The organism is Klebsiella sp. 2-CIP_Kleb. (genome assembly GCF_050378715.1).
Lineage (GTDB): Bacteria > Pseudomonadota > Gammaproteobacteria > Enterobacterales > Enterobacteriaceae > Klebsiella > Klebsiella quasipneumoniae.
Genome location: NZ_JBNRLG010000001.1, coordinates 756694 through 780043 on the forward strand (window position 1 = coordinate 756694; position 23350 = coordinate 780043).

Genomic DNA, 23350 nt, shown 5'->3' on the forward strand with positions numbered 1-23350 from the left:
CTTGGCGATAGCCGGACAAGCGGATCAGGTGATGGGCGGCTGATGCGTGGTCAGCCGCGCGTTGTTATTTTTGGCGGTTAAGCAGATCCAGCGCGACGTCGACGATCATATCCTCCTGGCCGCCGACCATCCGCCGTTTGCCCAGCTCGACGAGAATATCCACCGCGCTGAGGCCATAGCGCGCCGCCGCCGCTTCGCTGTGGCGCAGGAAGCTGGAGTAGACCCCGGCGTAGCCCAGCGCCAGCGTTTCGCGGTCGACGCGCACCGGGCGGTCCTGCAGCGGCCGCACCAGCTCGTCGGCGGCGTTCATCAGCGCATAGAGATCGGTGCCATGTTGCCAGCCGAGCTTGTCGGCGGCGGCAATAAACACCTCCAGCGGCGCATTGCCCGCCCCCGCCCCCATCCCGGCCAGGCTGGCGTCTATGCGATCGCAGCCCTCTTCCACCGCGGCGATAGAGTTGGCCACCCCGAGGCTCAGGTTATGGTGGGCATGCATCCCGGTGGCGGTCTCCGGCTTCAGCACCGCCTTCAGCGCGCGGAAGCGGTCGCGAATGTCGTTCATGTTCATCGCCCCGCCGGAATCCACCACGTAGATGCAGGTCGCCCCATAGGATTCCATCTTCAGCGCCTGCTGCGCCAGCGCCTGCGGGGAGATCATATGGCTCATCATCAGAAAACCGACGGTGTCCATCCCCAGCTCGCGGGCAAAGGCAATATGCTGCGCCGCGACGTCCGCTTCGCTGCAGTGGGTGGCGACCCGCACCACCCGCGCCCCGGCCTGATACGCGGCTTTCAGGTCGTGCAGCGTGCCGATGCCCGGCAGCAGCAAGGTGGCGATTTTCGCCTGGCTGACCACCGCCGCCGCCGCTTCAATCCAGGCGATATCACTGTGGGCGCCAAAGCCGTAGTTGAAGCTGGATCCCTGTAGCCCATCGCCGTGGGCCACTTCGATGGAGTCGACCCCCGCCTTATCCAGCGCGCCGGCGATCTGCTGCACCTGCGCCAGGGAATACTGGTGACGAATGGCGTGCATGCCATCGCGCAGCGTCACGTCCGAGATATAAAGTTTTTTACCGTTCATACTGTCGCTCCCGCCGCGCTGTTCATTGCCCCGGCCATTTGCTCCGCCGTCGCCAGCGCCGCCGAGGTCATAATATCGAGGTTGCCGGCGTACGCCGGCAGATAGTGCGCCGCCCCTTCCACTTCGAGGTAAACCGCGGTTTTCAGGCCGGAAAAACGGCCCACGCCGGGGAGGTTGACCGGATTATCCTCGGGGATAACCTCAAACTGCACCTGCTGCTTCAGCCGGTAGCCAGGCACGTAAGCCTGCACCGCCGCCGCCATCTCGGCGATCGAGGCGGCAATCGCCTCCTGGGACGCCATCTCGCTCAGCACATACACGGTATCGCGCATCATCAGCGGCGGCTCCGCCGGGTTGAGCACGATAATCGCCTTGCCCTTGCCCGCGCCGCCGACTTTTTCAATCGCCTGCGAGGTGGTTTCGGTGAATTCGTCGATATTCGCCCGCGTGCCCGGCCCGGCGGATTGGCTGGCGATGGAGGCCACGATCTCTGCATAATGCACTTTCGCCACCCGCGAAACCGCGGCGACCATCGGGATGGTCGCCTGGCCGCCGCAGGTCACCATATTGACGTTGCCCTGGTGGAGGTTGGCCGCGAGGTTGACCACCGGCACGCAGTATGGGCCAATCGCCGCCGGCGTCAGGTCGATGACGCGGATCCCCGGCTTCGCTTCGCGCAGCGCGGCATCGTTTTTGACGTGCGCCCCGGCGCTGGTGGCGTCGAAGACGAAGTCGATATCGGCAAACTCCGCCATCTGCATCAGGCCGCCCACCCCTTCGTGGGTGGTCGCGACGCCCATGCGCCGGGCGCGGGCCAGGCCATCCGACTGCGGGTCGATGCCGACCATCACCGCCATCTCCAGATGCTGGCCGTGGCGCAGGATTTTAATCATTAAATCGGTGCCGATATTCCCGGAGCCGATAATGGCGACTTTACGTTTACGCATCACGATGTCCTTCTCCGGCGGCGACGAAGCGTGCCGCGACTGAGCCAATACCTTCAATATGGGCGACAAAGCTGTCCCCCTCGTTAATCGCCACCATCGGGCCTAGCGCCCCGGTGAGCACGATATCCCCCGCCCGCAGCGGTTCGCCGAGGCTGGCCATCTTGCGCGCCAGCCAGACCGCGGCGTTCAGCGGATGCCCCAGGCACTCGCTGCCCCGGCCGCTGGAGACCAGCTCCTGATTGCGGGTCATCCGCATGGCGCACTGCTTCAGATCCAGCCCCGCCGGGCGCTGCGCCGGGCCGCCGATGACGTACAGGCCGCAGGAGGCGTTATCGGCGACAGTGTCGACAAAGCCGATTGACCAGTCGCGAATCCGGCTGCCCACCACCTCCAGCGCCGGCAGCACCCATTCGATGGCGTGATACAGTTCATCAAAAGTGGTATCGGCATGGGGCAGATCATGTTTCAGCACCAGGGCGATCTCGGCCTCCACCTTCGGCTGCAGCACGCGGCCAAACGGCACGTCGGCGTTGTCGCCGTAGCACATGTCGGCAAACAGGGTGCCGAAATCCGGCTGGTTGACCCCCAGTTGCTGCTGCACTTTGGGATGGGTCAGGCCCACCTTGCGGCCCACTACCCGCCGGCCATGGGCCACGTGGTGCTGAACGTTCAGGCGCTGGATGGCGTAGGCGGCGTCGGCGTTGTCGACGCCGAGGATATTGCGCAGCGGGGCGATCGCCTGGCCGGTCCGTTCGGCGTCGCGCAGCTGCTGCGCCAGCGCGTCAAGAGAAAAAGTCATCATCACTCCTTAGGCCCGTGCGAGGAAATTGAGCACCAGCTGATTAAAACTGTCGGCATGTTCCCACTGCGCCCAGTGGCCGCAGTCGCGGTAAATATGCAGCTCAGAGCCGGCGATCCCGGCGAGCAGGCGCAGCCCGGCGTCCATCGGCACGAAGCGGTCGTTGCGTCCCCAGACGATCAGAGTTGGCGCAGCGATCTCGCCGAGCCGCGGGCCAAAGTCAGGGAACTGCTTCGGGTTGGCTTCGAGGCTCTTGACGAGGTTGTCCAGATGGTCGCGGCGCGACAGCATATTGTTCAGCCGCGCCTCGAACAGCGCGTCAGTGAGGTCGCGGGTGTCAAAGACGAAAATGCTCATCATCTTCTTCAGGTTTTCAATGGTCGGCTCGCGGTACAGGGCGTTCAGCAGCTTGATGCCCTCCGTCGGCATCGGCGTGAACAGGCTCATGCCGCCGGTCCCCCCGCCCATCAGCACCAGCTTATCCACCCGCTCCGGCCAGCTCAGGGTGAAGGCCACTGCGCTGTGGCCGCCCATCGAGTTGCCCAGCAGATGGACTTTATCGATCCCCAGCTGATCGACCACGCTTTTCAAAATGCGGGCGTTGAGATCCGAACGCGAGCCGCTGTTGATGATCGAATCGCTCTTCCCCCACCCCGGACAGTCGAGGAGCAGCACGCGATAGCCCGCCTCGACCAGCGGGTCAATATTGCGGCTGAAGTTGGCCCAGCCGGTAGCCCCCGGCCCGGAGCCGTGGAGCATCACCACGGTCTCTTTCCCGTCGCCGCAGTCATTGATATGGATACGCAGCGTGCGGCCCCCTTCGTCGACGTTGAGGAATCGGCTGGTGGCGGCTTCGGTTTGCGGTTGATAGCTCATGTTAGTCTCCCGGTTAATCAAATCTCGGTGGTGGCGCTCAGCGAGCCGAATCCGGCGATCCACTCGGGGATCGGCCGGTAATAGCGGCCTTCGCTACGCCAGCGGCCAAAAGCGGATAGCGCGGCAAAGGCGGCCACCCAGGTCTTAATTTCGTGCGTCGATTTGCCGGCCATCGCCGACAGCTCGTCGTTGCCGATCGCGTCCAGTTCGCTCAGCCGCCCCTGCTCCAGCAGGCTCATAAAGCGGTTGTCCCACACCGGATTAAGGGGATGGAGCGAGCGCGGGTCCTCGGTAAACCGGCGGGCGGCGCTGATCACCCGCTGCTGGCGCAGCTCGCGTTCGTCCGGCGGCAGCTGTTTGCCGCTGCCGAGCAGGCGGTCGCGCAGATGGGCGTCGGCCTTCGCCAGCTCCGGCACAGGCGGCTGGTGCGACAGCCCGCCAGAGCCGAGGATCAGCACCCGCTTATTGAGGGTGTTGAGGAAGCGGCCCATCGCCTCGCCAAGCTGCCGGGTGCGTTGAAAACCCGGTAGCGGCGCGGCGACGCCGTTAATAAACACCGGCAGCACCGGCAGGCGATCCAGCCCACCCAGCAAAAACTCCAGCGGCTGGGCGAAGCCATGGTCCACCTGCATGTTGTACGACACCGCCAGGTCGATACCGCTGTTGAGCACGGCGTGAGCGCAGGCTTCCGCCAGCTCGGTGGGCACCGGCAGGTCGCCGGCGGCGCTGGCGAAGTCGCCGATGGCGGTGGCGCCGACGCCGAGGCAGAACGGCGGCATCACGTCATAGAAAAAACCGTTGTAGTGATCGGGGGCGAAGAGCACCACCAGTTCGGGATCGAATTCAGCGATCCGCCGCCGGGCGTCGGCAATCACCCCGTTGACCTCATCAAGGACCGCCTGTTCAGGGTCAACGAATCCCACCAGCGGGGTGTGCGACAGACAGTGCAGATAGGCATGCATATCAGGCCACCTTCTCTTCAGCGTGGGCGGTATCCCCGGCTGCGAGGGTCATTTTTTCCGCCAGGGCGGTCAGCTGCGCGCCGAGGGTTTGCGGGATAGCGAGGGCGGCGACAAAGCGGTCCGGCCTGACCACAGCGATGGCGGTGTGATGTTGCGCAAACCAGCTCTTCAGTCGGTTTTGCTTATCCCCCACCCGCAGCGTGCCCGGAGCGTTATCCTGCTCGCGGTGGATCTGCACCTCCGGCACCACCTGAATAAAGCGCACCCCTATCGCGCGCCAGCGAGCGATCTGCCCGGCGTCGAGCCCCCACTGCGGGTTGCAGCCCCAGCCGATAATGGCGAAATTCGCCCCGATAACCTCGTCGAGCAGGAGGCTCTCGCCATTCTCCAGCGTCACCTGCGGTTGAATAAACATTTTGCCCACCGGCGAGGATTTATCTGCGCCATCGGTCAGCAGCGCCCCCTCGCGATACTGCGGCATCGGCTTAAAGCGCATTTCGAGGAAGTAACGTTTCACCGGCGGCAGGTAGTTCAGCAGCCACGAGAGGCCATCGCGCACGGCCCCCTGCCAGCGCTTCGGCGGCGCCAGCACGTGGCCGGCGGTCACCGACAGGTCAATCATCGCCTTCGCGTGGTCGCGACGCTCCTGCTGGTAGCTGTCAAGCAGCGCCTCTCCCGCTTTGCCGTTGACCACCAGCGCCAGCTTCCACGCCAGGTTGAAGGCGTCGCGCATGCCGCTGTTGTATCCCTGGCCCTGCCAGACCGGCATGATGTGCGCGGCGTCGCCGGCCAGCAGCACCCGGTCAATGCGAAAGCGCTCGGCAAGGCGCGCGTTATGGGTGTAGACCCGCTGGCGGATCAGTTCGACGCGATCCGGGTCCGGTAGCACTTTGCTCAGCAGGCGGCGCATATTGTGCGGCTCGCTGAGCTGGGCTTCGGTTTCCCCGGGCATCACCATAAATTCAAAGCGGCGCACGCCGTGTGGCAGCGCAGCGGAAACATAGGGCCGCACCGGGTCGCAGCACAGATAGACGTGCGGGGTGGCCAGCGGGTCGTTGGCAATATCGATGACGATCCACTGATTCGGCGCGGTCTTGCCTTCAAAGGGGACGTTCAGCGTACGGCGAATAAAGCTGGCGCCGCCGTCGCAGGCCACCAGCCAGTCCGCGCGCACCGTCTCCCGCTCGCCGTCCGGCCCTTTGATATTTAACGTGACACTGTCACTGCTCTGACTAAAGGCTTCCACCTCGCGGGAGAAGAGGCAACGGACCTGTGGGAAACGCTGCAGGCCGTGATACATCACCGCATCCACCTGCGGCTGGATAAAGGCGTTGCGCCGCGACCAGCCAAACTCATCGGTCATCGGCTGGATGTCGGCAAAGCAGCGGCCCTTCGGGGTCAGAAAGCGCATGGCGTGCCACGGCGTGGTGTGCGGCAGCACGTCATCCACCAGCCCCACCGCCTGCATCGCCCGCAGCGATTCATCGTCAATACCGATGGCCCGCGGGTAATCGATCAGTTTGTCGAGTTTTTCCACCAGCAGCACGCTGATGCCCATCTGGCCAAGGTAGTTGGCCATCATCAGGCCTACCGGACCGGCGCCGGCGATGGCGACCTGGGCGGTATGCTGCACGGCGGGTTGAATATCGGGTGTAGATGTTGTCATTCTCAGCGACCTCACGACTCGGAAACGGCCAGACCGGCAGGCCATTTGTTAATCATGTGTAAACGTATTTTTATAATGGGCTGAGTATAGGGCGGGGGTTTTCGGCTACAATGAAAACATCATCGAATGTGCACCAGGTGCACAGCGCTGTTTATAAAGCGTTTTCAGGAGGGTTTGATGCATGACGATGGGTCCACAGCGTACAAAACGGTGCGCGGATTAAGCCGGGGTTTATTGTTATTAAAATTGTTAAATAAATTCGACGGCGGCGCGACGCCGGGCCTGCTGGCGGAGTTTAGCGGCCTGCATCGCACCACCGTGCGCCGGCTGCTGGAGACGCTACAGGAGGAGGGTTTTGTCCGCCGCAGCCGCTCCGATGACAGCTTTCGTCTGACCATTAACGTCCGCCAGCTGAGCGACGGATTTCGTGACGAACATTGGATTTCTGCCCTCGCCACGCCGCTGCTCGGCGAGCTGCTGCGCGAAGTACAGTGGCCGACGGACATCACCACCCTCGACGTCGACGCCATGGTGGTGCGCGAAACCACCCACCGTTTCAGTCGGCTGTCGTTTCACCGGGCGATGGTCGGACGGCGACTGCCGCTGCTGCTCACCGCCTCCGGTCTGACGTGGCTGGCCTTTGCTCCCGACGCGGAGCGCGACGCCATTCTCAGCATGCTGGCAGCCCGTCCGGAAGCGGAGTATCAGCTGGCCCGTGAGCCGGAGCGGTTGGCGGCGATCCTCGCCCGCACCCGCCAGAACGGCTATGGAGAAAACTTCCGCGGCTGGCGGCAGGAGGAGAAAATCGCCTCTATCGCCGTGCCGGTCTGCAGCCAGCAGCGGGTCATCGGCTGCCTCAACCTGGTCTATATCGCCAGCGCCATGACCATTGAGCAGGCGGCGCAAAAGCATCTCTCTACGCTGCAGAGGGTGGCGGGCCAGATAGAGGCGCGCATGGAGGATCAAGAAGTGTGGTACGAAATGCCTTGATCGTAGTGAGGGTAAACGCGATCAACCATTGCGCCCGGCGTCGTTATATAATTTAATACACAACGAATTTTTCACGCCATTCGGGCCAGATCATGCCAAAACACCCCTTACTGCTGGGCCTGACGCTGCTCAGCGCCAGCCTGTTCACCGGTCAGGCCTTCGCCGACCGCACTGTCACCGACCAGCTGGGTCGCCAGGTCACCCTCCCCAACCACGTCACCCGCGTCGTGGTTCTGCAGCATCAGACGCTCAACCTGCTGGTGCAACTGCATGCCGCTGAGGATATCGTCGGCGTCTTAAGCAGCTGGAAGAAACAGCTCGGGCCGCAGTTCGCCCGCTTTATGCCCGAGATCGGGCAACTGGCGACCCCGGGCGATCTCACTCAGGTCAATATTGAAAGCCTGCTGGCGCTGCGTCCGCAGGTGGTTTTCGTCGCCAACTATGCGCCGCCGGCGATGATCGCGCAGATCCAACAGGCCGGGATCCCGGTGGTGGCCATTTCGCTGCGCCAGGATGCCGCTGGGGAAAAAAGTAAAATGAACCCCACCATGGCTGACGAGGAGCAGGCCTATAACGCCGGACTGGTAGAGGGGATCCGCCTTATCGGCGAGGTCGTCGAACGCCAGCCCGAGGCCGAGGCGCTGATTCACTACACCTTTGAGGCGCGTAAGCAAGCCAATGCGCCGGTGGCCGATATTCCCCAGAACCAGCGGGTGCGGGTGTATATGGCCAACCCCGATCTGAATACCTACGGCGCCGGCAAATACACCGGTCTGATGATGGCGCACGCCGGGGCGCTGAACGTGGCGGCCGCCAGCGTAACAGGCGCCCGTCAGGTGTCGCTGGAGCAGGTGCTGGCGTGGAACCCGCAGGTGATCTTCGTCCAGGACCGTTATCCGCAGGTGGTCAAACAGATAGAGAACGACCCGCAGTGGCAGGCGATCGATGCGGTGAAACATCACCGCGTATGGCTGATGCCGGAGTACGCCAAAGCCTGGGGTTACCCGATGCCGGAGGCCCTGGCGCTGGGCGAGCTGTGGATGGCGAAAAAACTCTACCCTTCGCGTTACCAGAACATCGATGTGGACAGTAAAGCCAGGGATTACTATCAACGCTTTTACCGCGTAGCGTGGACGCCAGATGCCCGCTAACCACCGTCCCTGGCTGTTGCAGGGCAGCCTGGCGCTGGCGACGCTGGCGATCGCAGTCGCCTCGCTCTGTTTCGGCCAGTTCCCGTTAAGCCTGAGCGCCGTTGGCCACACCCTGATCCATCTCCCACCAGGCGAAGGGGTGATCGGACAGATCGTCTGGTCGGTTCGCCTGCCGCGCGTGGTCATAGCTTTGCTGGCCGGGGGCGCGCTGGGGCTGTGCGGCGCTACCTTACAGGGCGTGTTCCAGAACCCGCTGGTCGACCCGCACATCATCGGAGTGACCTCTGGCTCCGCCTTCGGCGGCACGCTGGCGATCCTGTTGGGCGTCGGCGGCCTGCTGATGATGGCCTCGACCTTTTTCTTTGGCCTCGTCGCGCTGGGGCTGATTTACGCCCTCGCCGCCCTGCAGGGGCGGGACAGCACGCTGGGGCTGATTCTGTCCGGGATCATCCTCAGCGGCTTCTTCGCCGCGCTGGTCAGCCTGATGCAGTACCTCGCCGACAGCGAAGAGACGTTACCGAACATTGTCTTCTGGCTGCTCGGCAGCTTCGCAACCGCCAGCTGGCATAAGGTACTGCTCATGATCCTGCCCATGGCGTTGGCCGCCGGGGTGTTGTGGAAGCTGCGCTGGCGAATCAATCTGTTGGCGCTGGAGGAGCGCGATGCCCGCAGTCTTGGCGTTCCGGTGGCCGCGCTGCGTCGCGCCGTGCTGGTCTGCTGCGCGGTGCTGGTGGCAGCGCAAGTGGCGGTCAGCGGCAGCATCGCCTGGATGGGACTGGTGGTCCCGCACCTCGCCCGTCTGCTGGTGGGCGCCGACCATCGTCGCCTGCTGCCCGCCGCCTTCTGGCTCGGCGCCGCCCTGATGCTGGTGGTGGACGATATGGCGCGCACGCTGACGCAGGCGGAGATCCCGATCGGGATCATCACAGCCCTGCTCGGCGCGCCGCTGTTTACCTTGTTGCTGGTGCAATCCCGACGCAGGAATACGCTCCAATGAACCGCTCATTGTCGCTGGAAGCGCTACGTTACGGCCACCGTCAGCCGCTCTTCGCCCCGCTCACGCTGGCCTGCCGTCCCGGCGAGATCTGGGCGGTGCTGGGCGCCAATGGCCGGGGAAAAAGTACTCTGCTGGATACCCTGACCGGCGTGCTGCCACCGCTGAGCGGCCGGGCGCAGTGCGAGGGCGGCGTCGCCCTGGTTCCGCAGTCGTTTCGTCCCGCTTTCCGCTGGCGAGTGAGCGATGTGGTGCTGATGGGCCGCGCCCGGCACGTGGATCTCTTTGCCCAGCCGGACGAGGAGGATGCCCGGCGGGTTGAGCAGGCGCTGGCGCAGCTGGGGATTGCCGCCCTGGCCGGGGATGACTTCGACGCGCTCTCCGGCGGCCAGCAGCAGCTGGTGCTGATTGCCCGCGCGCTGGTCAGCGCCAGTCAGAATATCCTGCTGGATGAGCCCTGCTCGGCGCTGGATCTCGGTAACCAGCAGGTGGTGCTCCAGCTGATCGACGACCTCGCTCACCGCCAGACGCGCACCGTCCTGTTCACCACTCATGATCCGAATCATGCGCTACAGGTGGCCAGCCATACGCTGCTGCTTCTGCCGGAGGGCCAGTGGCTGGCGGGCGAGACTGCCGAAGTGCTGAGCGAAACGCACCTCCGGCAAGCGTACGGCCTGCCGGTACGTCTGATCTACCATCCCGCGTCCGCGTCCCCTCTGCTGGCGCCGGGGTTTACTCTGCGTCGCTGAACGGCATAAAACCCGCCTGCCGGAGATACCCCTGGCCAACGTCGCCGAGGATAAAGCGATACAGGGCCAGCGCGGCGGGATCGGCACTGAGGCGCGCCAACTGGTAATCGCAGCGAATATTCCACGCTGCCGGGATGGTCAGGGTACGCAGATCGTCGCAGGCGGCCAGCGCGGGGGCATAGTGCGCGTAGCCGATAAACAGATCCGCCAGATTCTGGCGAATGAGCCACGCGCCGGCTATCTCTCCCGGCGGCACGCTCAGTGAGTCTCTGCCGCCGACCAGCGGCTGCGCCCGCCCGGCCATCGCGTTGCCCAACCCTGGACAGCGCGCCTCGATTCGGGCAAACAGTTGCCAGGTGTAATCTCCTGACGGATCGCATCCCGGCGTGGAGGTCGCCAGCCGCAGGCGGGGCGTGCTGAGCAGCGCCAGCCAGTCCAGGCCATCGTTGTCTCGCGACCGCCTGGCGGTCAGCATCAGCTGATTGCCGGCAAATCCCTGGCATTCCTGCGCCAGACCCGCCTGGAGCAGCGCCTGCGGGTGCGCCGCGTTGGCGGAAGCAAAAACCGCGCACGGGGTCCCGGCCTCGATCCGCTCGCGCAGCAGGCCGGCAGGGCCAAACTGCGCATCGACCGCCAGGCCAGTCTGCTGCTGAAAGTACGCCACCAGCGGCAGAAAAGCGCTTTTCAGGCTTCCCGCCGCCAGCAGCGTGAGAGGAGTGGACATTATAGATCGTCGCTATAAACCGGATAATATAGCGCTATATTACCCGGTTTGCCGCCACGTCAGTAGCGAATTTCCGCCAGCGCCCGGAGCTGTTCAGGGGTGGCTACCGGCAGGTCGAAAAAGCGCAGATAGGCGGGGATCATTTCAAACAGCATGTCGGTCCCGCGCTGGATGGGGCACTGTCGCGCCTGGGCGGCCCTCAGCAGCGGGGTATACTCCTGGGTCATCACCACCTCCCCCACCCAGGTGCCAGGCGCCAGACGGTCCACGTCCAGCGGCAGCGGATCGCTGACCTTCATCCCCAGCGGCGTGGCGTTAACCACCAGCTCGTGTCCGGCCGGATCGCGCTGCATCAGGGTGATATCGAGCTGCGGATAGTGCTGATGCAGCCGTCCGGCGAGAGCGTGCGCCACCTCCGGTCGGGTATCGTACAGGGTCAGAGCGCTAACCCCTGCCGCCGCGAGAGAGGCGGCGATAGCCGACCCCACTCCGCCGTTGCCGACCACCAGCGCCCGCGTCCCCTCAGGATGAAATCCTTTGCGGCGCAGGCCCAGCACAAAGCCGTCGCCATCGAACATGTCCCCGGAGAGGCTGCCGTCCGCCTCGCGACGGATGGCGTTACAGGCGCCGGCGATAGCCGCCGTCGGGCTCAGGCGCTGCACCAGCTCGCAGGTGGCGATTTTATGCGGCATCGTCACCAGCGCGCCGATGATATTGGTCATCGTAAACAGCGGCGGAATAAACGCGGCATAGTCCTCCGGTTTGACCCCCATCGGCACCACCTTCACGTCCACCTGCTGGTCGACAAACCACGGGTTGTAGATCATCGGCGCCTTAAAACTGGCGGTCGGATAGCCAAGATGCGCTATCAGCCGCGTATTCCCACTAATCACCATGCCTTGCTCCTTTGTTTACTGCGATAACTCGATACGTTTGACGTCGCCGAGGATAAACAGATAGGCCACCACACCCAGCAGCGCGGCGCCGCCGATGTAGATCAACGCGTAGAAGAAATTGCCGAACCCGGCGACGATAAAGCCGATCACCAGCGGGGTGAGGATCCCCGCGAGGTTGGCGCAAAAGTTGAACAGGCCACCGGTAAGTCCGCCCAGCCCCTTCGGGGCGATGTCGGAGATCAGCGTCCAGCCGAGGCCCACCATCCCCTGGCCAAAAAAGGCAAACGACATCACCAGGATCACCGCCAGGTCACTCTGCAGCCAGTTGGCGGAGATGATACAGCTGGCCATCAGCAGGCCAGCGACGATCGGCAGCTTACGCCCCAGGTTGGCCGACCCGGTGGCTTTGAGCAGCTTGTCGGAGATCCAGCCGCCAAACATCACCCCACCGGCGGCGGCGACAAACGGCAGGATGGAAAAGAAACCAACCTTCAGCCACGGCATATGGCGTTCGGTGGCCAGCCAGGTCGGGAACCAGGTGAGAAAGAACACCAGCACGGTATTGCCGGCAAACTGACCGATGCTGGCGCCGATGATCTGGCGTTTGCTCAGCAGCTGGCGGACCAGCGGCCAGCTGAACGCCACCTGCTGGTCCGTCGGGGCGCTCAGGCCGCCGCCGTTTTCGATATGCTCACGCTCCTGCTGGCTGAGACGAGGATCTTCATGCGGTTCGCGGTAGCAGCGCCACCACACCAGGGCAAACAGAATGCCAACCGCGCCGACGCTGACGAACAGCACCCGCCAGCCGAAGCCATCCATGATCCAGAACAGCAGCGGGGCAAAGCAGGCCAGCCCAAGATACTCCCCCACGGTGTACACCGCCGTGGCCTTCGCGCGCTCCTGCTGCGGGAACCAGGCGCTGACCACCCGGCTATTGACCGGAAAGCACGGCGCTTCGCTGACGCCAAGCCCGAAACGGCACAGCAGCAGCGTTTTCAGCCCCACCGCCATGCCGTGGAACAGGGTAAACAGCGACCACAGGGTCAGCGACAGAAAATAGGTGACTTTGTTGCCAAAGCGGTCAAGAAACAGCCCGCCGGGGATTTGCGCCAGGGCGTAGGTCCAGGCGAAAGCGGAGAAAAGTATCCCCATGATCGCTGGATCGATCCCCAGCTCAGCGGTGAGCTTTGGGGCGGCGATCCCCAGCACGGTGCGGTCGAGGTAGTTGATCATGGTGCCGATGGCCAGCAGCGCAAGAATGCCGATGCGCCGCCGGGAGCGGCGCGCGGTGACGGCCGGCTGGGCGGCAGCCGTCGGGTTAGGGCTATATGAGCTCATAGTCAGTTCCTGTCTCGGGTACAGAGGGTGTTGTTATTGTGTTTCAGGCATAATGAACCATTTGATTCAGGCTAACAATACTGCATCGCCGCCAGGCGGACGGCCGCATTCGTCGCGCCATAGAGCGCGTAGCCTGCCCGTCGTTCGGTTAATTCAAAGAAGAAGCGCCCGGCGGTGAAGGGCCGGGTATACAGGTGCAGGAACGCCCCGCCCTGCGGATCGCGGTCGTAGAGAAGCTGCCGCCGCTGGAGCTGCCCGACGTCCAACTCGCCGCCAAAACGCGCCAGCAGATCGTCATAGTAATTGGCCGGGATCGGCAGCGCATGGCCGGCAACCGCGGCGAGCTGGTCGCAGGTGGCCGGCAGATCGCGGCAGGCAAAGGCGGCATGCTGCAGCCCCGCCCCCTGGTAGCAGGCGACCGATCGGGCGATCTGCGTCGCCCGGCTCTGGGAGATATTCAGCGCCAGGCGGATATCGCCCTGCGGGCTGCGCACCGCCAGACTGCGCACCAGTCCATAGGGGTCCGGCAGCGTCTGCTCATGTTCAAGGGTAAAGCCAAACACCGTGCGGAAGAACATCACCCAGTTGTCGCGGCTGTCTGCCTCCATGCCCAGCGCCAGATGGTCGATACCGAGGTAATCTTCGCGCACCGTCAAACCGTCGCGCAGGAGAAAATCGCGCTCGTAGATCGCCTCTCCGGCGTCGATCAGATAGACCAGGCTGCCGTCAGGGGCGCAGATCGCCGGGATAGGCGTCTCGTTCGGCCCGGCGTCGCCCTGCCAGGTGGCATACCCCAGCGCGCGGGCGCGAGCGACAATCGGCGCACTGCTGTCGACCCGCAGCGCCATCGCACAGAGCGATACCCCATGGCGTTGATAAAAGTGATCGGCCCAGCTGTGGGGCTGATGGTTAATCACGATCCGCGCCCCGCCGTTGCGCCACAGCGTGACCTGTTTGGAGCGGTGGCTTCCCTCGTGCTGAAAACCCAAAGCCTGCAGATGCTGCCCCAGGCGCTGCGCCTCGGCGACGCTGGCGGCGAATTCAATAAACTCCAGCCCGTGATAGTTCGGCAACGGCGGCGGTGAAAACAGATCGGCATCGCACGCCGGGAGCCGGCGTCGAGTCTGCTCCTCCAGCCACAGCAGCGAACGATAACCATCTTTGGCCGTCGCGCCGTTTGGCGAGGCGCGAAAACCGTCATTAAAAATCTCCAGCGACCAGGGACCGCGATAGCCGCAGCGGGTGATCTGCTCGGCAAACGCCTCCAGCGGCAGCTCCCCCTGCCCGGGGAAGCAGCGGAAATGGCGACTCCACTCCAGGAGATCCATTTTCATATACGGCGCATCGGCGAGCTGAACGAAGGTGATTTTCTCCACCGGCACCGATGGCAGCGCGTCGAGGGTGTCGCCCCGGGCCAGGATATGGAAGCTGTCGAGCACCAGGCCCAGCGCCGGGCTGTCCACCTGCTGCACCCGCTCCCAGGCCTGATGCCAGCGGTTCACATGGGTTCCCCAGGCCAGCGCCTCATAGCCGATTACGATCCCCTCCTCTTCCGCCAACGTGGCCAGCGCCCGCAGGTCCGCCACCTGCAGTTCGCTATCCGCCGAGCAGTCCGGCTGCACATTGCTGCACAACAGCAGCGTGTCGCAGCCCAGCTCCCGCATCAGCGCAAATTTGCGTCTGGCGCGGGTCATATTGGCCGCAAACTGCGCCCGGCTGGCGCCTTCAAAATCGCGAAAGGGTTGAAAAAGCGTGATTTTTAACCCTAAATCGGCGGCCAGCTGGCGGATTTCCGCCGGCGTCCCCGTATAATAGAGCAGATCGTTCTCGAAAATTTCCACACCCTGATAGCCCGCCGCCGCAATAGCGTGCAGCTTCTCTGGCAGGGTGCCGGAAATCGAAACGGTGGCGATAGAGCGCAGCATAAGGTCCTCGGGTCAATAGCTGACGTGAGTCTTGAATATGTATCATTTGGTTCATTTGCGCCATACCAGGTTGCTAAATTGTGATCATTATGTGTATTTTTTGTCACCCAAGAAAAAGGAGTTGCCATGACCGTCGTTGCTCATGATGAAGCACAATCTCTGAAGGAGCGGATCTTCAGCGCCGCTATCGCCGTCTTTGCCGAACACGGGCTGTCAGGCGCCCGCATGGAGCAGATCGCCACCGAGGCGCAGACCACCAAGCGCATGGTGGTCTACTACTTCAAAAGCAAAGAGCAGCTCTATCAGGAGGTGCTGCAGCATGTGTATGCGCGGATCCGCGAAACCGAGCAGCAGTTGGGGCTGGAGAATGTGCCGCCGGTAGAGGCGCTGGTGCGGCTGGTGCGCTGGAGCGTGCGCTATCACGCCACCCATGCGGACTATATGCGGGTGATTTGCATGGAGAACATGCAGCGCGGCAAGTGGCTGAAGGCCTCAGGGGATCTGAAGCCGCTGAATCGAACCGCCCTGTCGATTCTGGAAGACATTTTGCAACGCGGCCAACAGCAGGGCGTCTTTCAGGCGGGGCTGGAAGCGCGCGATGTCCACCGGTTGATCAGCAGCTTCAGCTTTTATCAGGTGTCGAATTTCTACACCTTCAGCAGTCTGTACCTTGACGATCCGCTGCCCGCCATTGACGATGAAGCGATGGTGGCCCACCACTGCGACATTGCCGTCCGGGCGGTGGTCCGCTTTGTGATTTCCTGACCCGCCGGCGAAAGGCGTCAGTGTCCGGAGAGGGCGTGAATGACCTTCGCCATCGCCTCCTCGGTGAGCGGTGAACGCTGGATTTTGCTGTTCGCCAGCGAGGTGCGCAACACGCCGGCGATGACAATGTGTTTTGGCTCCTGACCAAGGTCACGCATCTCCAGCACCACTTTGCCCACCACGCGGCACATTTCCTGGTACAGCTCGTCGTCTTTCGCTTTATTTCCCATTGAGTCTGGCTCGCATTTTCTCATTATCAATCAAATCATTATTGATAGATTTTTCCGGCAACGCAAATCATCCCACCGTTAACGGCTCAATGGGGTATTTTAGCGCCTCATGATGTCAGTAAAATCCCTTTCTTACACCCCTTTTCATGCCGCCTGATGAAATATTGTGTTGCGTAGTTTTATGCATAACGTGCCGGTTTTGTTACGCGTTTTGTCCATAATTTGAAACGAGGTTTTTATTTTCCTTTTTGATTTCGGCAGCGTATAATGCGCTTCGATTCTTTCTTGAATGGTTTCAGCGCATTGGACTGCATGATAAAACGCATAACACCTTGCCACATTTCATGGGCTGAACCGCCAGCACACATTCTTCTGCACGCTTCAGGGTTGTCACCTATCCTTAGGGCGTGGCTTAGCAACTTTCGTAATACAGGTTTGGCTCCCCGGCAGTGCGCCCGCGGAGCGAGAATTCCATATCCTTCACAACTTAAAGACTAAAACTGTCATGAAAAAGACCAAAATTGTTTGCACCATCGGTCCGAAAACCGAATCTGAAGAGATGCTGACCAAAATGCTGGAAGCCGGCATGAACGTGATGCGTCTGAACTTCTCTCACGGTGACTATGCGGAACACGGTCAGCGCATCCAGAACCTGCGCAATGTGATGAGCAAAACCGGTAAGAAAGCCGCTATTCTGCTGGACACCAAAGGACCGGAAATTCGTACCATCAAGCTGGAAGGCGGCAACGACGTCTCCCTGAAAGCGGGCCAGACTTTCACCTTCACCACCGATAAATCCGTTATCGGCAACAGCGAAATCGTAGCGGTAACCTATGAAGGCTTCACCTCTGACCTGAGCGTCGGCAACACCGTTCTGGTGGACGATGGCCTGATCGGCATGGAAGTGACCGCTATCGAAGGCAACAAAGTTATCTGTAAAGTGCTGAACAACGGCGACCTTGGCGAGAACAAAGGCGTGAACCTGCCGGGCGTCTCTATCGCCCTGCCGGCGCTGGCGGAAAAAGACAAACAGGATCTGATCTTCGGTTGCGAACAGGGCGTGGACTTCGTCGCGGCCTCCTTCATCCGTAAGCGTTCCGACGTCGTCGAGATCCGTGAGCACCTGAAAGCCCACGGCGGCGAAAACATCCAGATCATCTCCAAAATCGAAAACCAGGAAGGCCTGAACAACTTCGACGAAATCCTCGAAGCCTCTGACGGCATCATGGTTGCTCGTGGCGACATGGGCGTTGAGATCCCGGTTGAAGAAGTTATCTTCGCGCAGAAAATGATCATCGAAAAATGTATCCGCGCGCGCAAAGTGGTTATCACCGCCACCCAGATGCTGGACTCCATGATCAAGAACCCGCGTCCGACCCGTGCTGAAGCCGGCGATGTGGCCAACGCCATCCTCGACGGCACCGATGCGGTGATGCTGTCCGGCGAATCCGCGAAAGGTAAATACCCGCTGGAAGCGGTCACCATCATGGCGACTATCTGCGAACGTACCGACCGCGTCATGACCAGCCGTCTGGATTTCAACAACGACAACCGTAAACTGCGCATCACCGAAGCGGTGTGCCGCGGCGCGGTAGAAACCGCTGAGAAACTGGAAGCGCCGCTGATCGTCGTCGCCACCCAGGGCGGTAAATCCGCACGCGCTGTGCGCAAATACTTCCCGGATGCCACCATCCTGGCGCTGACCACCAACGAAACCACCGCTCGCCAGCTGGTGCTGAGCAAAGGCGTTGTGCCGCAGCTGGTGACAGAGATTGCCTCTACTGATGACTTCTATCACCTGGGCAAAGATCTGGCGCTGAAGAGCGGCCTCGCGCGCAAAGGCGACGTGGTGGTGATGGTCTCTGGCGCATTAGTCCCGAGCGGCACCACTAATACCGCTTCCGTGCACGTGCTGTAATAATTTACAGGTTAATTGGTTTTTTTTAATAAAGCGCCTCTCGGGGCGCTTTTTTTTTATTCATCGGCTAGCTCTTCCTATTAAAAATGCAAATCGGAATTTACTATTTAATAAGAGATTATCTAAGATGAATCCGATGGAAGCGCGCTGTTTTCACTCGCCTTTTTCAGCGATTTTGACCAATTCGATGCTTCTTTGAGCGAACGATCAAAAATAAGTGCGTTCAGGTAAAAAAAATATTCTCATCCCAAAAAAGTTTGTGTAATACTTGTAACGCTACATGGAGATTAACTCAATCTAGAGGGTATTAATAATGAATCGTACTAAACTGGTACTGGGCGCGGTAATCCTGGGTTCTACTCTGCTGGCTGGTTGCTCCAGCAATGCTAAAATCGATCAGCTGTCTTCTGACGTTCAGACTCTGAACGCTAAAGTTGACCAGCTGAGCAACGACGTGAACGCAATGCGTTCCGACGTTCAGGCTGCTAAAGACGACGCAGCTCGCGCTAACCAGCGTCTGGACAACCAGGCTCACTCTTACCGTAAGTAAGAGTTCTGGTAATAAAAATGGCGCACTCAGTGCGCCATTTTTTTTGCCCTCGCGCTGAGGGCTACTGGGTGAGCAGGCCGTTATCAGACGAACTGTTCTGCGCCGACAGCGACGTCGCCGCGCTCCCCGCCCCCGTCGATACCACCACCGGATAGCCCGCCCTTCTCGACATCGCTTTTTTCAACTGCTGGTCATCCACCGCTTTATCCTCTGCGAAGGCGTGAAACGCCGCTGGCAGCGTGTAAGCGATGGTCCGGGTGTTTTCCCCTTCCGTCTGCGACAGCGGCCTGTGGACCTCTACGTAGCGTTTACCATCCGGTTCGACGGCAAACTTCACCGGCTGATTGATGATCCGCACTGGCGTCCCGGTTTTCACCTGACTGAACAGCGCCTTGATGTCATCAGCGTTCATCCGCATACAGCCCGAGCTGACGCGCAGCCCAACGCTGTCCGGGGCGTTAGTCCCGTGGATGAGATATTCGCCGTTACCGTAGGCCAGACGCAGCGCATAGCGACCCAGCGGGTTATTCGGCCCGGCCGGCACCACCGCCGGCAGCGTCACCCCTTTCTCCAGCGAGCGCGCACGGATGCCGGCGGTGGGTGTCCAGGTCGGGTTAGGGATCTTCTGCCCGACGCGGGTGGTCATCTCCGGGGTTTCCAGTCCTAACTGGCCGATGCCCAGGGGATAAACCTGGACCTGATTCTCTCCCGGCGGGAAGTAGTACAGCCGCAGCTCCGCGAGGTTGACGACAATCCCCTCCCGCGGCGCGTCAGGCAGCAGCATCTGCGAAGGGATCAGCACCTGGGTCCCGGGCTTCGGCTGCACCGGCGCAATGGTATCGTTGGCTTCGAGGATCAGCATCGCCGCGGTATCGAAATGGCGGGCAATCGCCTGCAGGTTGCGATCGCTCTCCTGAACCGTCCAGTACTGGTTCTGGCCAATCAGCCGGCTGTTAGCCGGAGGCAGCGGGTAGTCGACGGCCCAGGCGGCCGGGGAGGCGCCAAGGGCGCTGAGAAGGGCTAAGGTGATCATCGTTTTGCGTTTCATACTGAGATTCCTTCTTTCGCTGATAAAACGCCAGGAGACTGAACGGCGGCAGGGTCAGCGCCCTGCCGGACGTAACAGAATGAAATCTACCTGTTTATTCTAGCTAATATTTGCGGCTTTCGCGCGTATCGCGCGGATCATGGCTTCGAGGCCCTGCGAGCGGGAGGGGGTAAGATGCTGGGTGAGAGCCATTTTTTCAAACCACGGGCGGACGTCGAACTCGACGATGTCCTGGGCGGTCATCCGGTCATAAAGGATAAACACCACCGCAATCAGCCCTTTGACAATCGCCGCATCGCTGTCGCCGCGCAGGGTGACAACGCCGGAAGGATCCTGCGCCATCACGATCCATACCTGGCTTTGACAGCCCTGAATAATATTCTGCGGGCTGTGCTCCGCGTCGCTCAGCGGCGCCAGCCGCTGGCCCAGCTCAATAATATAGAGATACTTCTCTTCCCAGTTGGCGCAACGGCTAAAATTGCGCAACAGTTTATCTTTGTCCGGTAATGCCGTCATCGTCACGTCCTTTACCCTAATAGTTTGTGGATCCGCTGGAGGCCGGCCACCAGGCGGTCCACCTCTTCCGTGGTATTGTACATGGCCAGCGACGCCCGACACATGGCCGGTACCTGATAGCGGGCCATCAACGGCATGGCGCAGTGGTGCCCGGTCCGCACGGCGATCCCGTAGTTATCGAGGAAGCTGCCGACGTCATAGGCGTGATGCTGGCCGAGGTTAAAGGCAATCACCCCTTTGCGCTGCGCCGGACCGTAGAGGATCAGGTCCGGCACCGCGCGCAGGGCCTCCAGCGCGTAGCGCATCAGCGTCTGTTCGTATTCGGCGATCTGCGTCAGTCCCAGTTGGCTGACGTAGCTCAGCGCGGCGCCGAAGCCAATGATCCCGCCGGTATTCGGCGTGCCGGCCTCAAAGCGCCACGGCGCCTGGTTCCAGGTGGTGCCCTCCGTCAGGCTGACGGTGGCGATCATCGACCCGCCCCCTTCCCAAGGCGCCATGGTCTGCAGCAGCTCGGCCCGGGCGTAGAGCACGCCGATCCCGGTCGGACCATACAATTTGTGGGCGGAGAAGACATAAAAATCACAACCCAGCGCCTGAACGTCCACCGGGTGGTGCATCACCGCCTGAGCGCCGTCCACCAGTACTTTCGCGCCATGCTGATGCGCAAGGGCAATCAGCGCCGACAGCGGGTTTTCGGTGCCCAGCACGTTGGAGACTTCGGTGATCGCCAGCAGGCGGGTACGCTGGTCAAACAGCCCGGGAACCACGTCCAGCTGCAGGGTGCCGTCCGGGTTGAGGGGGATCACCCGCAGCTCTGCCCCCACCCTGGCGCAGAGCATCTGCCACGGTACGATGTTGGCGTGGTGCTCCATCTCGCTGATGATGATGTTATCCCCGGCGCCGACGTTGGCATTTCCCCAGCTGTTGGCCACCAGGTTGATGCCCTCGGTGGTGCCGCGCACGAATACCAGCTCCTCCGCCGATCCGGCGTTAAGGAAAGTGGCCGCCTGCTGGCGCACCGCTTCCATCCGCGCGGTGGCTTCCGCGCTGAGGGTATGGATCCCACGATGCACCGCCGCGTAGCCGTGACGATAGAATTCCGCTTCGGCGCCGATCACCGCCTCCGGTTTCTGGGCGCTGGCGGCGCTGTCAAGATAGACCAGCGGCTGGCCGTTGACCTCCCGGCTCAGTACCGGAAAATCGGCGCGAACCCGTTCTACTGAAAATGTCATGCTGTGCCTCCCGGCAAACGCTCTCCAATTCGCGCCAGCACCTGCTCTCTGAGCGCGTCGCTGCGGATAGCTTCGGTAAGCTCGGCGGCGAAGGCGTAGAGGATCATCTGCTGCGCCGCCTGCTGTTCAATCCCGCGCGAGCGCAGATAGAACAGCTGTTCTTCGTCTATGCGCCCGACCGTCGCCCCGTGGCTGCATTTCACGTCATCGGCGTAAATCTCCAGCTGCGGTTTGGTGTCGACTTCCGCCAGCCGCCCGAGCAGCAGATTGTTGTTGGTCATCTGGCCGTCGGTTTTCAGCGCGTGCGGCGCGACGTTGATCAGCCCGTTAAACACCGCCCGGCCCTTATCGCTGACGATGGTTTTGTGCAGCTGGCGGCTGGTGCAGTACCCCACCTGGTGATCCAGCCAGGTGCGGCTGTCGCAGACCTCATTTTTTACCGGCATCGCCAGCGAATTAAGGCGCAGGTCGCTATTTTCGCCGCCCAGACGCGTGCTGGTGTGGTGACGCAGCACCTGGCCGCCGAGCAGGAAACTGCTGCTGAAGGCCGAGGCGTCGCGGCCCAGCTGCAGGTCGTTATGGGCGAAGTGGTAGCTATGCGCGTTCTCGAACGCCAGCTTGATGTGCTGCAGGCGTGCGTTGTCCGCCACCGTCATGGTCAGCCGCCCGCCGGTGAAGTGCGGTTGCTCATCGAAACTGAGGTAATGCTCGACAATCGTCGCCTCCGCCCCGCTCTCCAGCGTCAGATGGTGACGATAGTGGGCGGTATTCAGCGCATCGCCGGCCAGGCCGCGGGTGATATGCATCAGCAGCAGCGGCTTATCCAGGCGACGGTTGCGCGGCACGCGAAGGCGGGTCACCGACTGCGCCAGGCTTTCGGTCAGATGGAGAAACACTTCCGGCTGCAGGGCATCCGGCAGATGCTGGCGCTGGTTATCAACGCTAACCTCCACGCCGCTGGCGGCGAGATCGTCGCTCAGCTCAGGATGATAGCGGCCGTCGATAAACACCAGACGCCAGGCGTCCAGCGGCAGCGCCAGCGCGTCACGCTGTTCGGCGCTGAGCGACGCCCCCTCCTCGGCGACGAAGCGGCCGTTAAGTAGCGCGTCCAGCGGGGTGTATTTCCAGTCCTCCTGCTTGCGCGTCGGCAGCCCCAGGCGCAACAACTGCTGCAGATGCTGGCTGGCCTCCGGCGTACGCTGGTCGCCCTGCGCTTCAAACAGATGGTGCCACTGCTGCAGCGCGTTACTGCTGTTCGGTAAGCCAGCCATAGCCCTGCTCCTCCAGCTGTTTGACGAGGGTGAAATCCCCCGACTTCACAATCCGCCCCTGATAGAGCACATGGACATAGTCCGGCTTGATATAGTCAAGGATGCGCTGATAGTGGGTGACGATGATGAAGGCGCGTTTGCCGTCGCGCAGCGCGTTCACGCCCTGGGAGACGATTTTCAGAGCATCGATGTCCAGCCCGGAATCCGATTCATCGAGAATGCACAGCTCCGGCTCAAGCACCGCCATCTGCAGAATGTCGTTGCGCTTTTTCTCGCCGCCGGAGAAACCCACGTTCACCGAACGGGTCAGCAGATCTTCCGGCATCTGCAGCAGCTTAATTTTCTCTTCCATCAGGTCCTGGAAATCGAAGCGATCCAGCGGCTCCTGGCCGCGATAGCTGCGTACGGCATTCAGCGCAGTCTGCAGGAAGAACTGGTTGCTGACGCCGGGGATCTCCACCGGATACTGGAAGGCCATAAAGATGCCTTCCCCGGCGCGATCTTCCGGGGCGAGCTCCAGCAGGTTTTTGCCCTTAAATTCGACGCTGCCGCCGGTGACCTCGTAATCTTCGCGCCCGGCCAGAGTGGCCGAAAGCGTACTTTTCCCCGAGCCGTTTGGCCCCATAATGGCGTGGACCTCCCCCGGACGCACCTCAAGGTTCAGCCCGCGCAGGATCGCTTTATCTTCGACGGCGACATGTAAATCTTGAATACTTAACATC

The 23350-nt window shown here is 61.8% G+C and carries 25 protein-coding genes; 8 read left to right on the forward strand and 17 right to left on the reverse strand.

What is annotated here, in order from left to right:
- Positions 1-64 precede the first annotated feature (64 nt).
- Genes mhpE through ACQUTP_RS03815 form a run of 6 tightly spaced genes read right to left on the reverse strand, consistent with a single transcriptional unit; the run spans position 65 to position 6331 of the window.
- Positions 65-1081 (reverse strand): 4-hydroxy-2-oxovalerate aldolase, encoded by a 1017-nt coding sequence (mhpE, locus tag ACQUTP_RS03790; RefSeq protein ID WP_023318522.1) that lies wholly within the window; start codon positions 1079-1081, stop codon positions 65-67.
- Entirely contained in the window at positions 1078-2028 is a 951-nt protein-coding gene (gene mhpF / locus ACQUTP_RS03795; RefSeq protein ID WP_285754938.1) for an acetaldehyde dehydrogenase, read from the reverse strand. The genes mhpE and mhpF overlap by 4 nt, the downstream gene beginning before the upstream one ends.
- Positions 2021-2827 carry a 2-keto-4-pentenoate hydratase gene (mhpD, locus tag ACQUTP_RS03800; RefSeq protein ID WP_032425897.1) on the reverse strand — a complete coding sequence of 269 codons (807 nt, stop codon included), beginning with the start codon at positions 2825-2827 and terminating at the stop codon, positions 2021-2023. Before mhpD ends, mhpF begins: the two co-directional genes overlap by 8 nt.
- Positions 2828-2836: 9 nt before the next feature.
- Positions 2837-3703, reverse strand: coding sequence for a 2-hydroxy-6-oxonona-2,4-dienedioate hydrolase (gene mhpC / locus ACQUTP_RS03805; RefSeq protein WP_285754941.1), 867 nt, complete (start codon positions 3701-3703; stop codon positions 2837-2839).
- Between the two features lie 17 nt (positions 3704-3720).
- Complete coding sequence (gene mhpB, locus ACQUTP_RS03810) at positions 3721-4665, reverse strand: 2,3-dihydroxyphenylpropionate/2,3-dihydroxicinnamic acid 1,2-dioxygenase (protein WP_023318525.1); 945 nt, start codon at positions 4663-4665, stop codon at positions 3721-3723.
- Position 4666: 1 nt separating this feature from the next.
- A complete protein-coding gene (locus ACQUTP_RS03815; RefSeq protein WP_057215847.1) occupies positions 4667-6331 on the reverse strand; it encodes a bifunctional 3-(3-hydroxy-phenyl)propionate/3-hydroxycinnamic acid hydroxylase in 1665 nt (554 codons plus the stop codon).
- A gap of 177 nt (positions 6332-6508) precedes the next feature.
- On the opposite strand from ACQUTP_RS03815, the gene ACQUTP_RS03820 reads away from it, so the two are divergent.
- The 4 genes from ACQUTP_RS03820 (at position 6509) to ACQUTP_RS03835 (ending at position 10215) form a co-directional block, all read left to right on the forward strand.
- Positions 6509-7321 (forward strand): DNA-binding transcriptional regulator, encoded by an 813-nt coding sequence (locus tag ACQUTP_RS03820; protein WP_023318526.1) that lies wholly within the window; start codon positions 6509-6511, stop codon positions 7319-7321.
- Between the two features lie 92 nt (positions 7322-7413).
- The gene (locus ACQUTP_RS03825; protein WP_049003488.1) at positions 7414-8472 is read left to right on the forward strand and encodes an ABC transporter substrate-binding protein; all 1059 of its coding nucleotides are present in this window, start codon (positions 7414-7416) and stop codon (positions 8470-8472) included.
- Entirely contained in the window at positions 8462-9469 is a 1008-nt protein-coding gene (locus tag ACQUTP_RS03830) for a FecCD family ABC transporter permease (protein ID WP_285754944.1), read from the forward strand. The genes ACQUTP_RS03825 and ACQUTP_RS03830 overlap by 11 nt, the downstream gene beginning before the upstream one ends.
- Entirely contained in the window at positions 9466-10215 is a 750-nt protein-coding gene (locus ACQUTP_RS03835; protein WP_032456241.1) for an ABC transporter ATP-binding protein, read from the forward strand. The genes ACQUTP_RS03830 and ACQUTP_RS03835 overlap by 4 nt, the downstream gene beginning before the upstream one ends.
- Here the strand turns inward: ACQUTP_RS03835 and ACQUTP_RS03840 are convergent.
- From ACQUTP_RS03840 to ACQUTP_RS03855, 4 genes are all read right to left on the reverse strand, one after another.
- Positions 10199-10942 carry a substrate-binding domain-containing protein gene (locus ACQUTP_RS03840; RefSeq protein ID WP_043519822.1) on the reverse strand — a complete coding sequence of 248 codons (744 nt, stop codon included), beginning with the start codon at positions 10940-10942 and terminating at the stop codon, positions 10199-10201. The genes ACQUTP_RS03835 and ACQUTP_RS03840 overlap by 17 nt on opposite strands.
- 56 nt (positions 10943-10998) lie before the next feature.
- Complete coding sequence (locus tag ACQUTP_RS03845; protein WP_032456243.1) at positions 10999-11835, reverse strand: shikimate dehydrogenase family protein; 837 nt, start codon at positions 11833-11835, stop codon at positions 10999-11001.
- Positions 11836-11850: 15 nt separating this feature from the next.
- Positions 11851-13173: an MFS transporter gene (locus ACQUTP_RS03850; protein ID WP_004203068.1), complete on the reverse strand. Its 1323-nt coding sequence runs from the start codon at positions 13171-13173 to the stop codon at positions 11851-11853.
- 71 nt (positions 13174-13244) lie between these two features.
- The gene (locus ACQUTP_RS03855) at positions 13245-15098 is read right to left on the reverse strand and encodes a bifunctional sugar phosphate isomerase/epimerase/4-hydroxyphenylpyruvate dioxygenase family protein (protein ID WP_285754947.1); all 1854 of its coding nucleotides are present in this window, start codon (positions 15096-15098) and stop codon (positions 13245-13247) included.
- A gap of 126 nt (positions 15099-15224) precedes the next feature.
- Here ACQUTP_RS03855 and ACQUTP_RS03860 point away from each other — a divergent pair, with 126 nt between their 5' ends.
- A complete protein-coding gene (locus tag ACQUTP_RS03860) occupies positions 15225-15863 on the forward strand; it encodes a TetR/AcrR family transcriptional regulator (RefSeq protein ID WP_048324593.1) in 639 nt (212 codons plus the stop codon).
- Positions 15864-15880: 17 nt separating this feature from the next.
- Here the strand turns inward: ACQUTP_RS03860 and fumD are convergent, their stop codons facing one another.
- Positions 15881-16093 carry a fumarate hydratase FumD gene (gene fumD, locus ACQUTP_RS03865; RefSeq protein WP_004203074.1) on the reverse strand — a complete coding sequence of 71 codons (213 nt, stop codon included), beginning with the start codon at positions 16091-16093 and terminating at the stop codon, positions 15881-15883.
- A gap of 236 nt (positions 16094-16329) precedes the next feature.
- Positions 16330-16461 (reverse strand): hypothetical protein, encoded by a 132-nt coding sequence (locus ACQUTP_RS03870; protein WP_004217210.1) that lies wholly within the window; start codon positions 16459-16461, stop codon positions 16330-16332.
- Here ACQUTP_RS03870 and ACQUTP_RS03875 point away from each other — a divergent pair.
- The 3 genes from ACQUTP_RS03875 (at position 16406) to ACQUTP_RS03885 (ending at position 18561) form a co-directional block, all read left to right on the forward strand.
- Positions 16406-16591 carry a hypothetical protein gene (locus ACQUTP_RS03875; RefSeq protein WP_418133804.1) on the forward strand — a complete coding sequence of 62 codons (186 nt, stop codon included), beginning with the start codon at positions 16406-16408 and terminating at the stop codon, positions 16589-16591. The two genes, ACQUTP_RS03870 and ACQUTP_RS03875, sit on opposite strands and share 56 nt — an antisense overlap.
- Before the next feature lie 7 nt (positions 16592-16598).
- Positions 16599-18011: a pyruvate kinase PykF gene (pykF, locus tag ACQUTP_RS03880; RefSeq protein ID WP_004203076.1), complete on the forward strand. Its 1413-nt coding sequence runs from the start codon at positions 16599-16601 to the stop codon at positions 18009-18011.
- A 313-nt stretch (positions 18012-18324) separates the two neighbouring features.
- Positions 18325-18561, forward strand: coding sequence for a major outer membrane lipoprotein (locus ACQUTP_RS03885; RefSeq protein WP_002908860.1), 237 nt, complete (start codon positions 18325-18327; stop codon positions 18559-18561).
- Positions 18562-18622: 61 nt separating this feature from the next.
- Here the strand turns inward: ACQUTP_RS03885 and ldtE are convergent, their stop codons facing one another.
- The 5 genes from ldtE to sufC all read right to left on the reverse strand — a co-directional run bounded on the left by ldtE (position 18623) and on the right by sufC (position 23349).
- Complete coding sequence (ldtE, locus tag ACQUTP_RS03890) at positions 18623-19609, reverse strand: L,D-transpeptidase LdtE (RefSeq protein WP_004203079.1); 987 nt, start codon at positions 19607-19609, stop codon at positions 18623-18625.
- A 99-nt stretch (positions 19610-19708) separates the two neighbouring features.
- Positions 19709-20125 (reverse strand): cysteine desulfuration protein SufE, encoded by a 417-nt coding sequence (sufE, locus tag ACQUTP_RS03895; protein WP_004203081.1) that lies wholly within the window; start codon positions 20123-20125, stop codon positions 19709-19711.
- A gap of 11 nt (positions 20126-20136) precedes the next feature.
- Positions 20137-21357, reverse strand: a complete 1221-nt coding sequence (gene sufS / locus ACQUTP_RS03900; RefSeq protein ID WP_094334570.1) for a cysteine desulfurase SufS — start codon at positions 21355-21357, stop codon at positions 20137-20139.
- Positions 21354-22628 carry a Fe-S cluster assembly protein SufD gene (gene sufD / locus ACQUTP_RS03905; protein WP_048295038.1) on the reverse strand — a complete coding sequence of 425 codons (1275 nt, stop codon included), beginning with the start codon at positions 22626-22628 and terminating at the stop codon, positions 21354-21356. The genes sufS and sufD overlap by 4 nt, the downstream gene beginning before the upstream one ends.
- The gene (gene sufC, locus ACQUTP_RS03910; protein ID WP_004203085.1) at positions 22603-23349 is read right to left on the reverse strand and encodes a Fe-S cluster assembly ATPase SufC; all 747 of its coding nucleotides are present in this window, start codon (positions 23347-23349) and stop codon (positions 22603-22605) included. Before sufC ends, sufD begins: the two co-directional genes overlap by 26 nt.
- Between the last annotated feature and the right edge of the window lies 1 nt (position 23350).

Excerpts from the sequence above, each read along its gene's own strand:
- mhpE (WP_023318522.1), bottom strand. The coding sequence starts at position 1,081 with ATGAACGGTAAAAAACTTTATATCTCGGACGTGACGCTGCGCGATGGC.
- mhpF (WP_285754938.1), bottom strand. The coding sequence starts at position 2,028 with ATGCGTAAACGTAAAGTCGCCATTATCGGCTCCGGGAATATCGGCACC.
- mhpD (WP_032425897.1), bottom strand. The coding sequence starts at position 2,827 with ATGACTTTTTCTCTTGACGCGCTGGCGCAGCAGCTGCGCGACGCCGAA.
- mhpC (WP_285754941.1), bottom strand. The coding sequence starts at position 3,703 with ATGAGCTATCAACCGCAAACCGAAGCCGCCACCAGCCGATTCCTCAAC.
- mhpB (WP_023318525.1), bottom strand. The coding sequence starts at position 4,665 with ATGCATGCCTATCTGCACTGTCTGTCGCACACCCCGCTGGTGGGATTC.
- ACQUTP_RS03815 (WP_057215847.1), bottom strand. The coding sequence starts at position 6,331 with ATGACAACATCTACACCCGATATTCAACCCGCCGTGCAGCATACCGCC.
- ACQUTP_RS03820 (WP_023318526.1), top strand. The coding sequence starts at position 6,509 with ATGCATGACGATGGGTCCACAGCGTACAAAACGGTGCGCGGATTAAGC.
- ACQUTP_RS03825 (WP_049003488.1), top strand. The coding sequence starts at position 7,414 with ATGCCAAAACACCCCTTACTGCTGGGCCTGACGCTGCTCAGCGCCAGC.
- ACQUTP_RS03830 (WP_285754944.1), top strand. The coding sequence starts at position 8,462 with ATGCCCGCTAACCACCGTCCCTGGCTGTTGCAGGGCAGCCTGGCGCTG.
- ACQUTP_RS03835 (WP_032456241.1), top strand. The coding sequence starts at position 9,466 with ATGAACCGCTCATTGTCGCTGGAAGCGCTACGTTACGGCCACCGTCAG.
- ACQUTP_RS03845 (WP_032456243.1), bottom strand. The coding sequence starts at position 11,835 with ATGGTGATTAGTGGGAATACGCGGCTGATAGCGCATCTTGGCTATCCG.
- ACQUTP_RS03850 (WP_004203068.1), bottom strand. The coding sequence starts at position 13,173 with ATGAGCTCATATAGCCCTAACCCGACGGCTGCCGCCCAGCCGGCCGTC.
- ACQUTP_RS03855 (WP_285754947.1), bottom strand. The coding sequence starts at position 15,098 with ATGCTGCGCTCTATCGCCACCGTTTCGATTTCCGGCACCCTGCCAGAG.
- ACQUTP_RS03860 (WP_048324593.1), top strand. The coding sequence starts at position 15,225 with ATGACCGTCGTTGCTCATGATGAAGCACAATCTCTGAAGGAGCGGATC.
- fumD (WP_004203074.1), bottom strand. The coding sequence starts at position 16,093 with ATGGGAAATAAAGCGAAAGACGACGAGCTGTACCAGGAAATGTGCCGC.
- ACQUTP_RS03875 (WP_418133804.1), top strand. The coding sequence starts at position 16,406 with ATGATAAAACGCATAACACCTTGCCACATTTCATGGGCTGAACCGCCA.
- ACQUTP_RS03870 (WP_004217210.1), bottom strand. The coding sequence starts at position 16,461 with ATGTGTGCTGGCGGTTCAGCCCATGAAATGTGGCAAGGTGTTATGCGT.
- pykF (WP_004203076.1), top strand. The coding sequence starts at position 16,599 with ATGAAAAAGACCAAAATTGTTTGCACCATCGGTCCGAAAACCGAATCT.
- ACQUTP_RS03885 (WP_002908860.1), top strand. The coding sequence starts at position 18,325 with ATGAATCGTACTAAACTGGTACTGGGCGCGGTAATCCTGGGTTCTACT.
- ldtE (WP_004203079.1), bottom strand. The coding sequence starts at position 19,609 with ATGAAACGCAAAACGATGATCACCTTAGCCCTTCTCAGCGCCCTTGGC.
- sufE (WP_004203081.1), bottom strand. The coding sequence starts at position 20,125 with ATGACGGCATTACCGGACAAAGATAAACTGTTGCGCAATTTTAGCCGT.
- sufS (WP_094334570.1), bottom strand. The coding sequence starts at position 21,357 with ATGACATTTTCAGTAGAACGGGTTCGCGCCGATTTTCCGGTACTGAGC.
- sufD (WP_048295038.1), bottom strand. The coding sequence starts at position 22,628 with ATGGCTGGCTTACCGAACAGCAGTAACGCGCTGCAGCAGTGGCACCAT.
- sufC (WP_004203085.1), bottom strand. The coding sequence starts at position 23,349 with ATGTTAAGTATTCAAGATTTACATGTCGCCGTCGAAGATAAAGCGATC.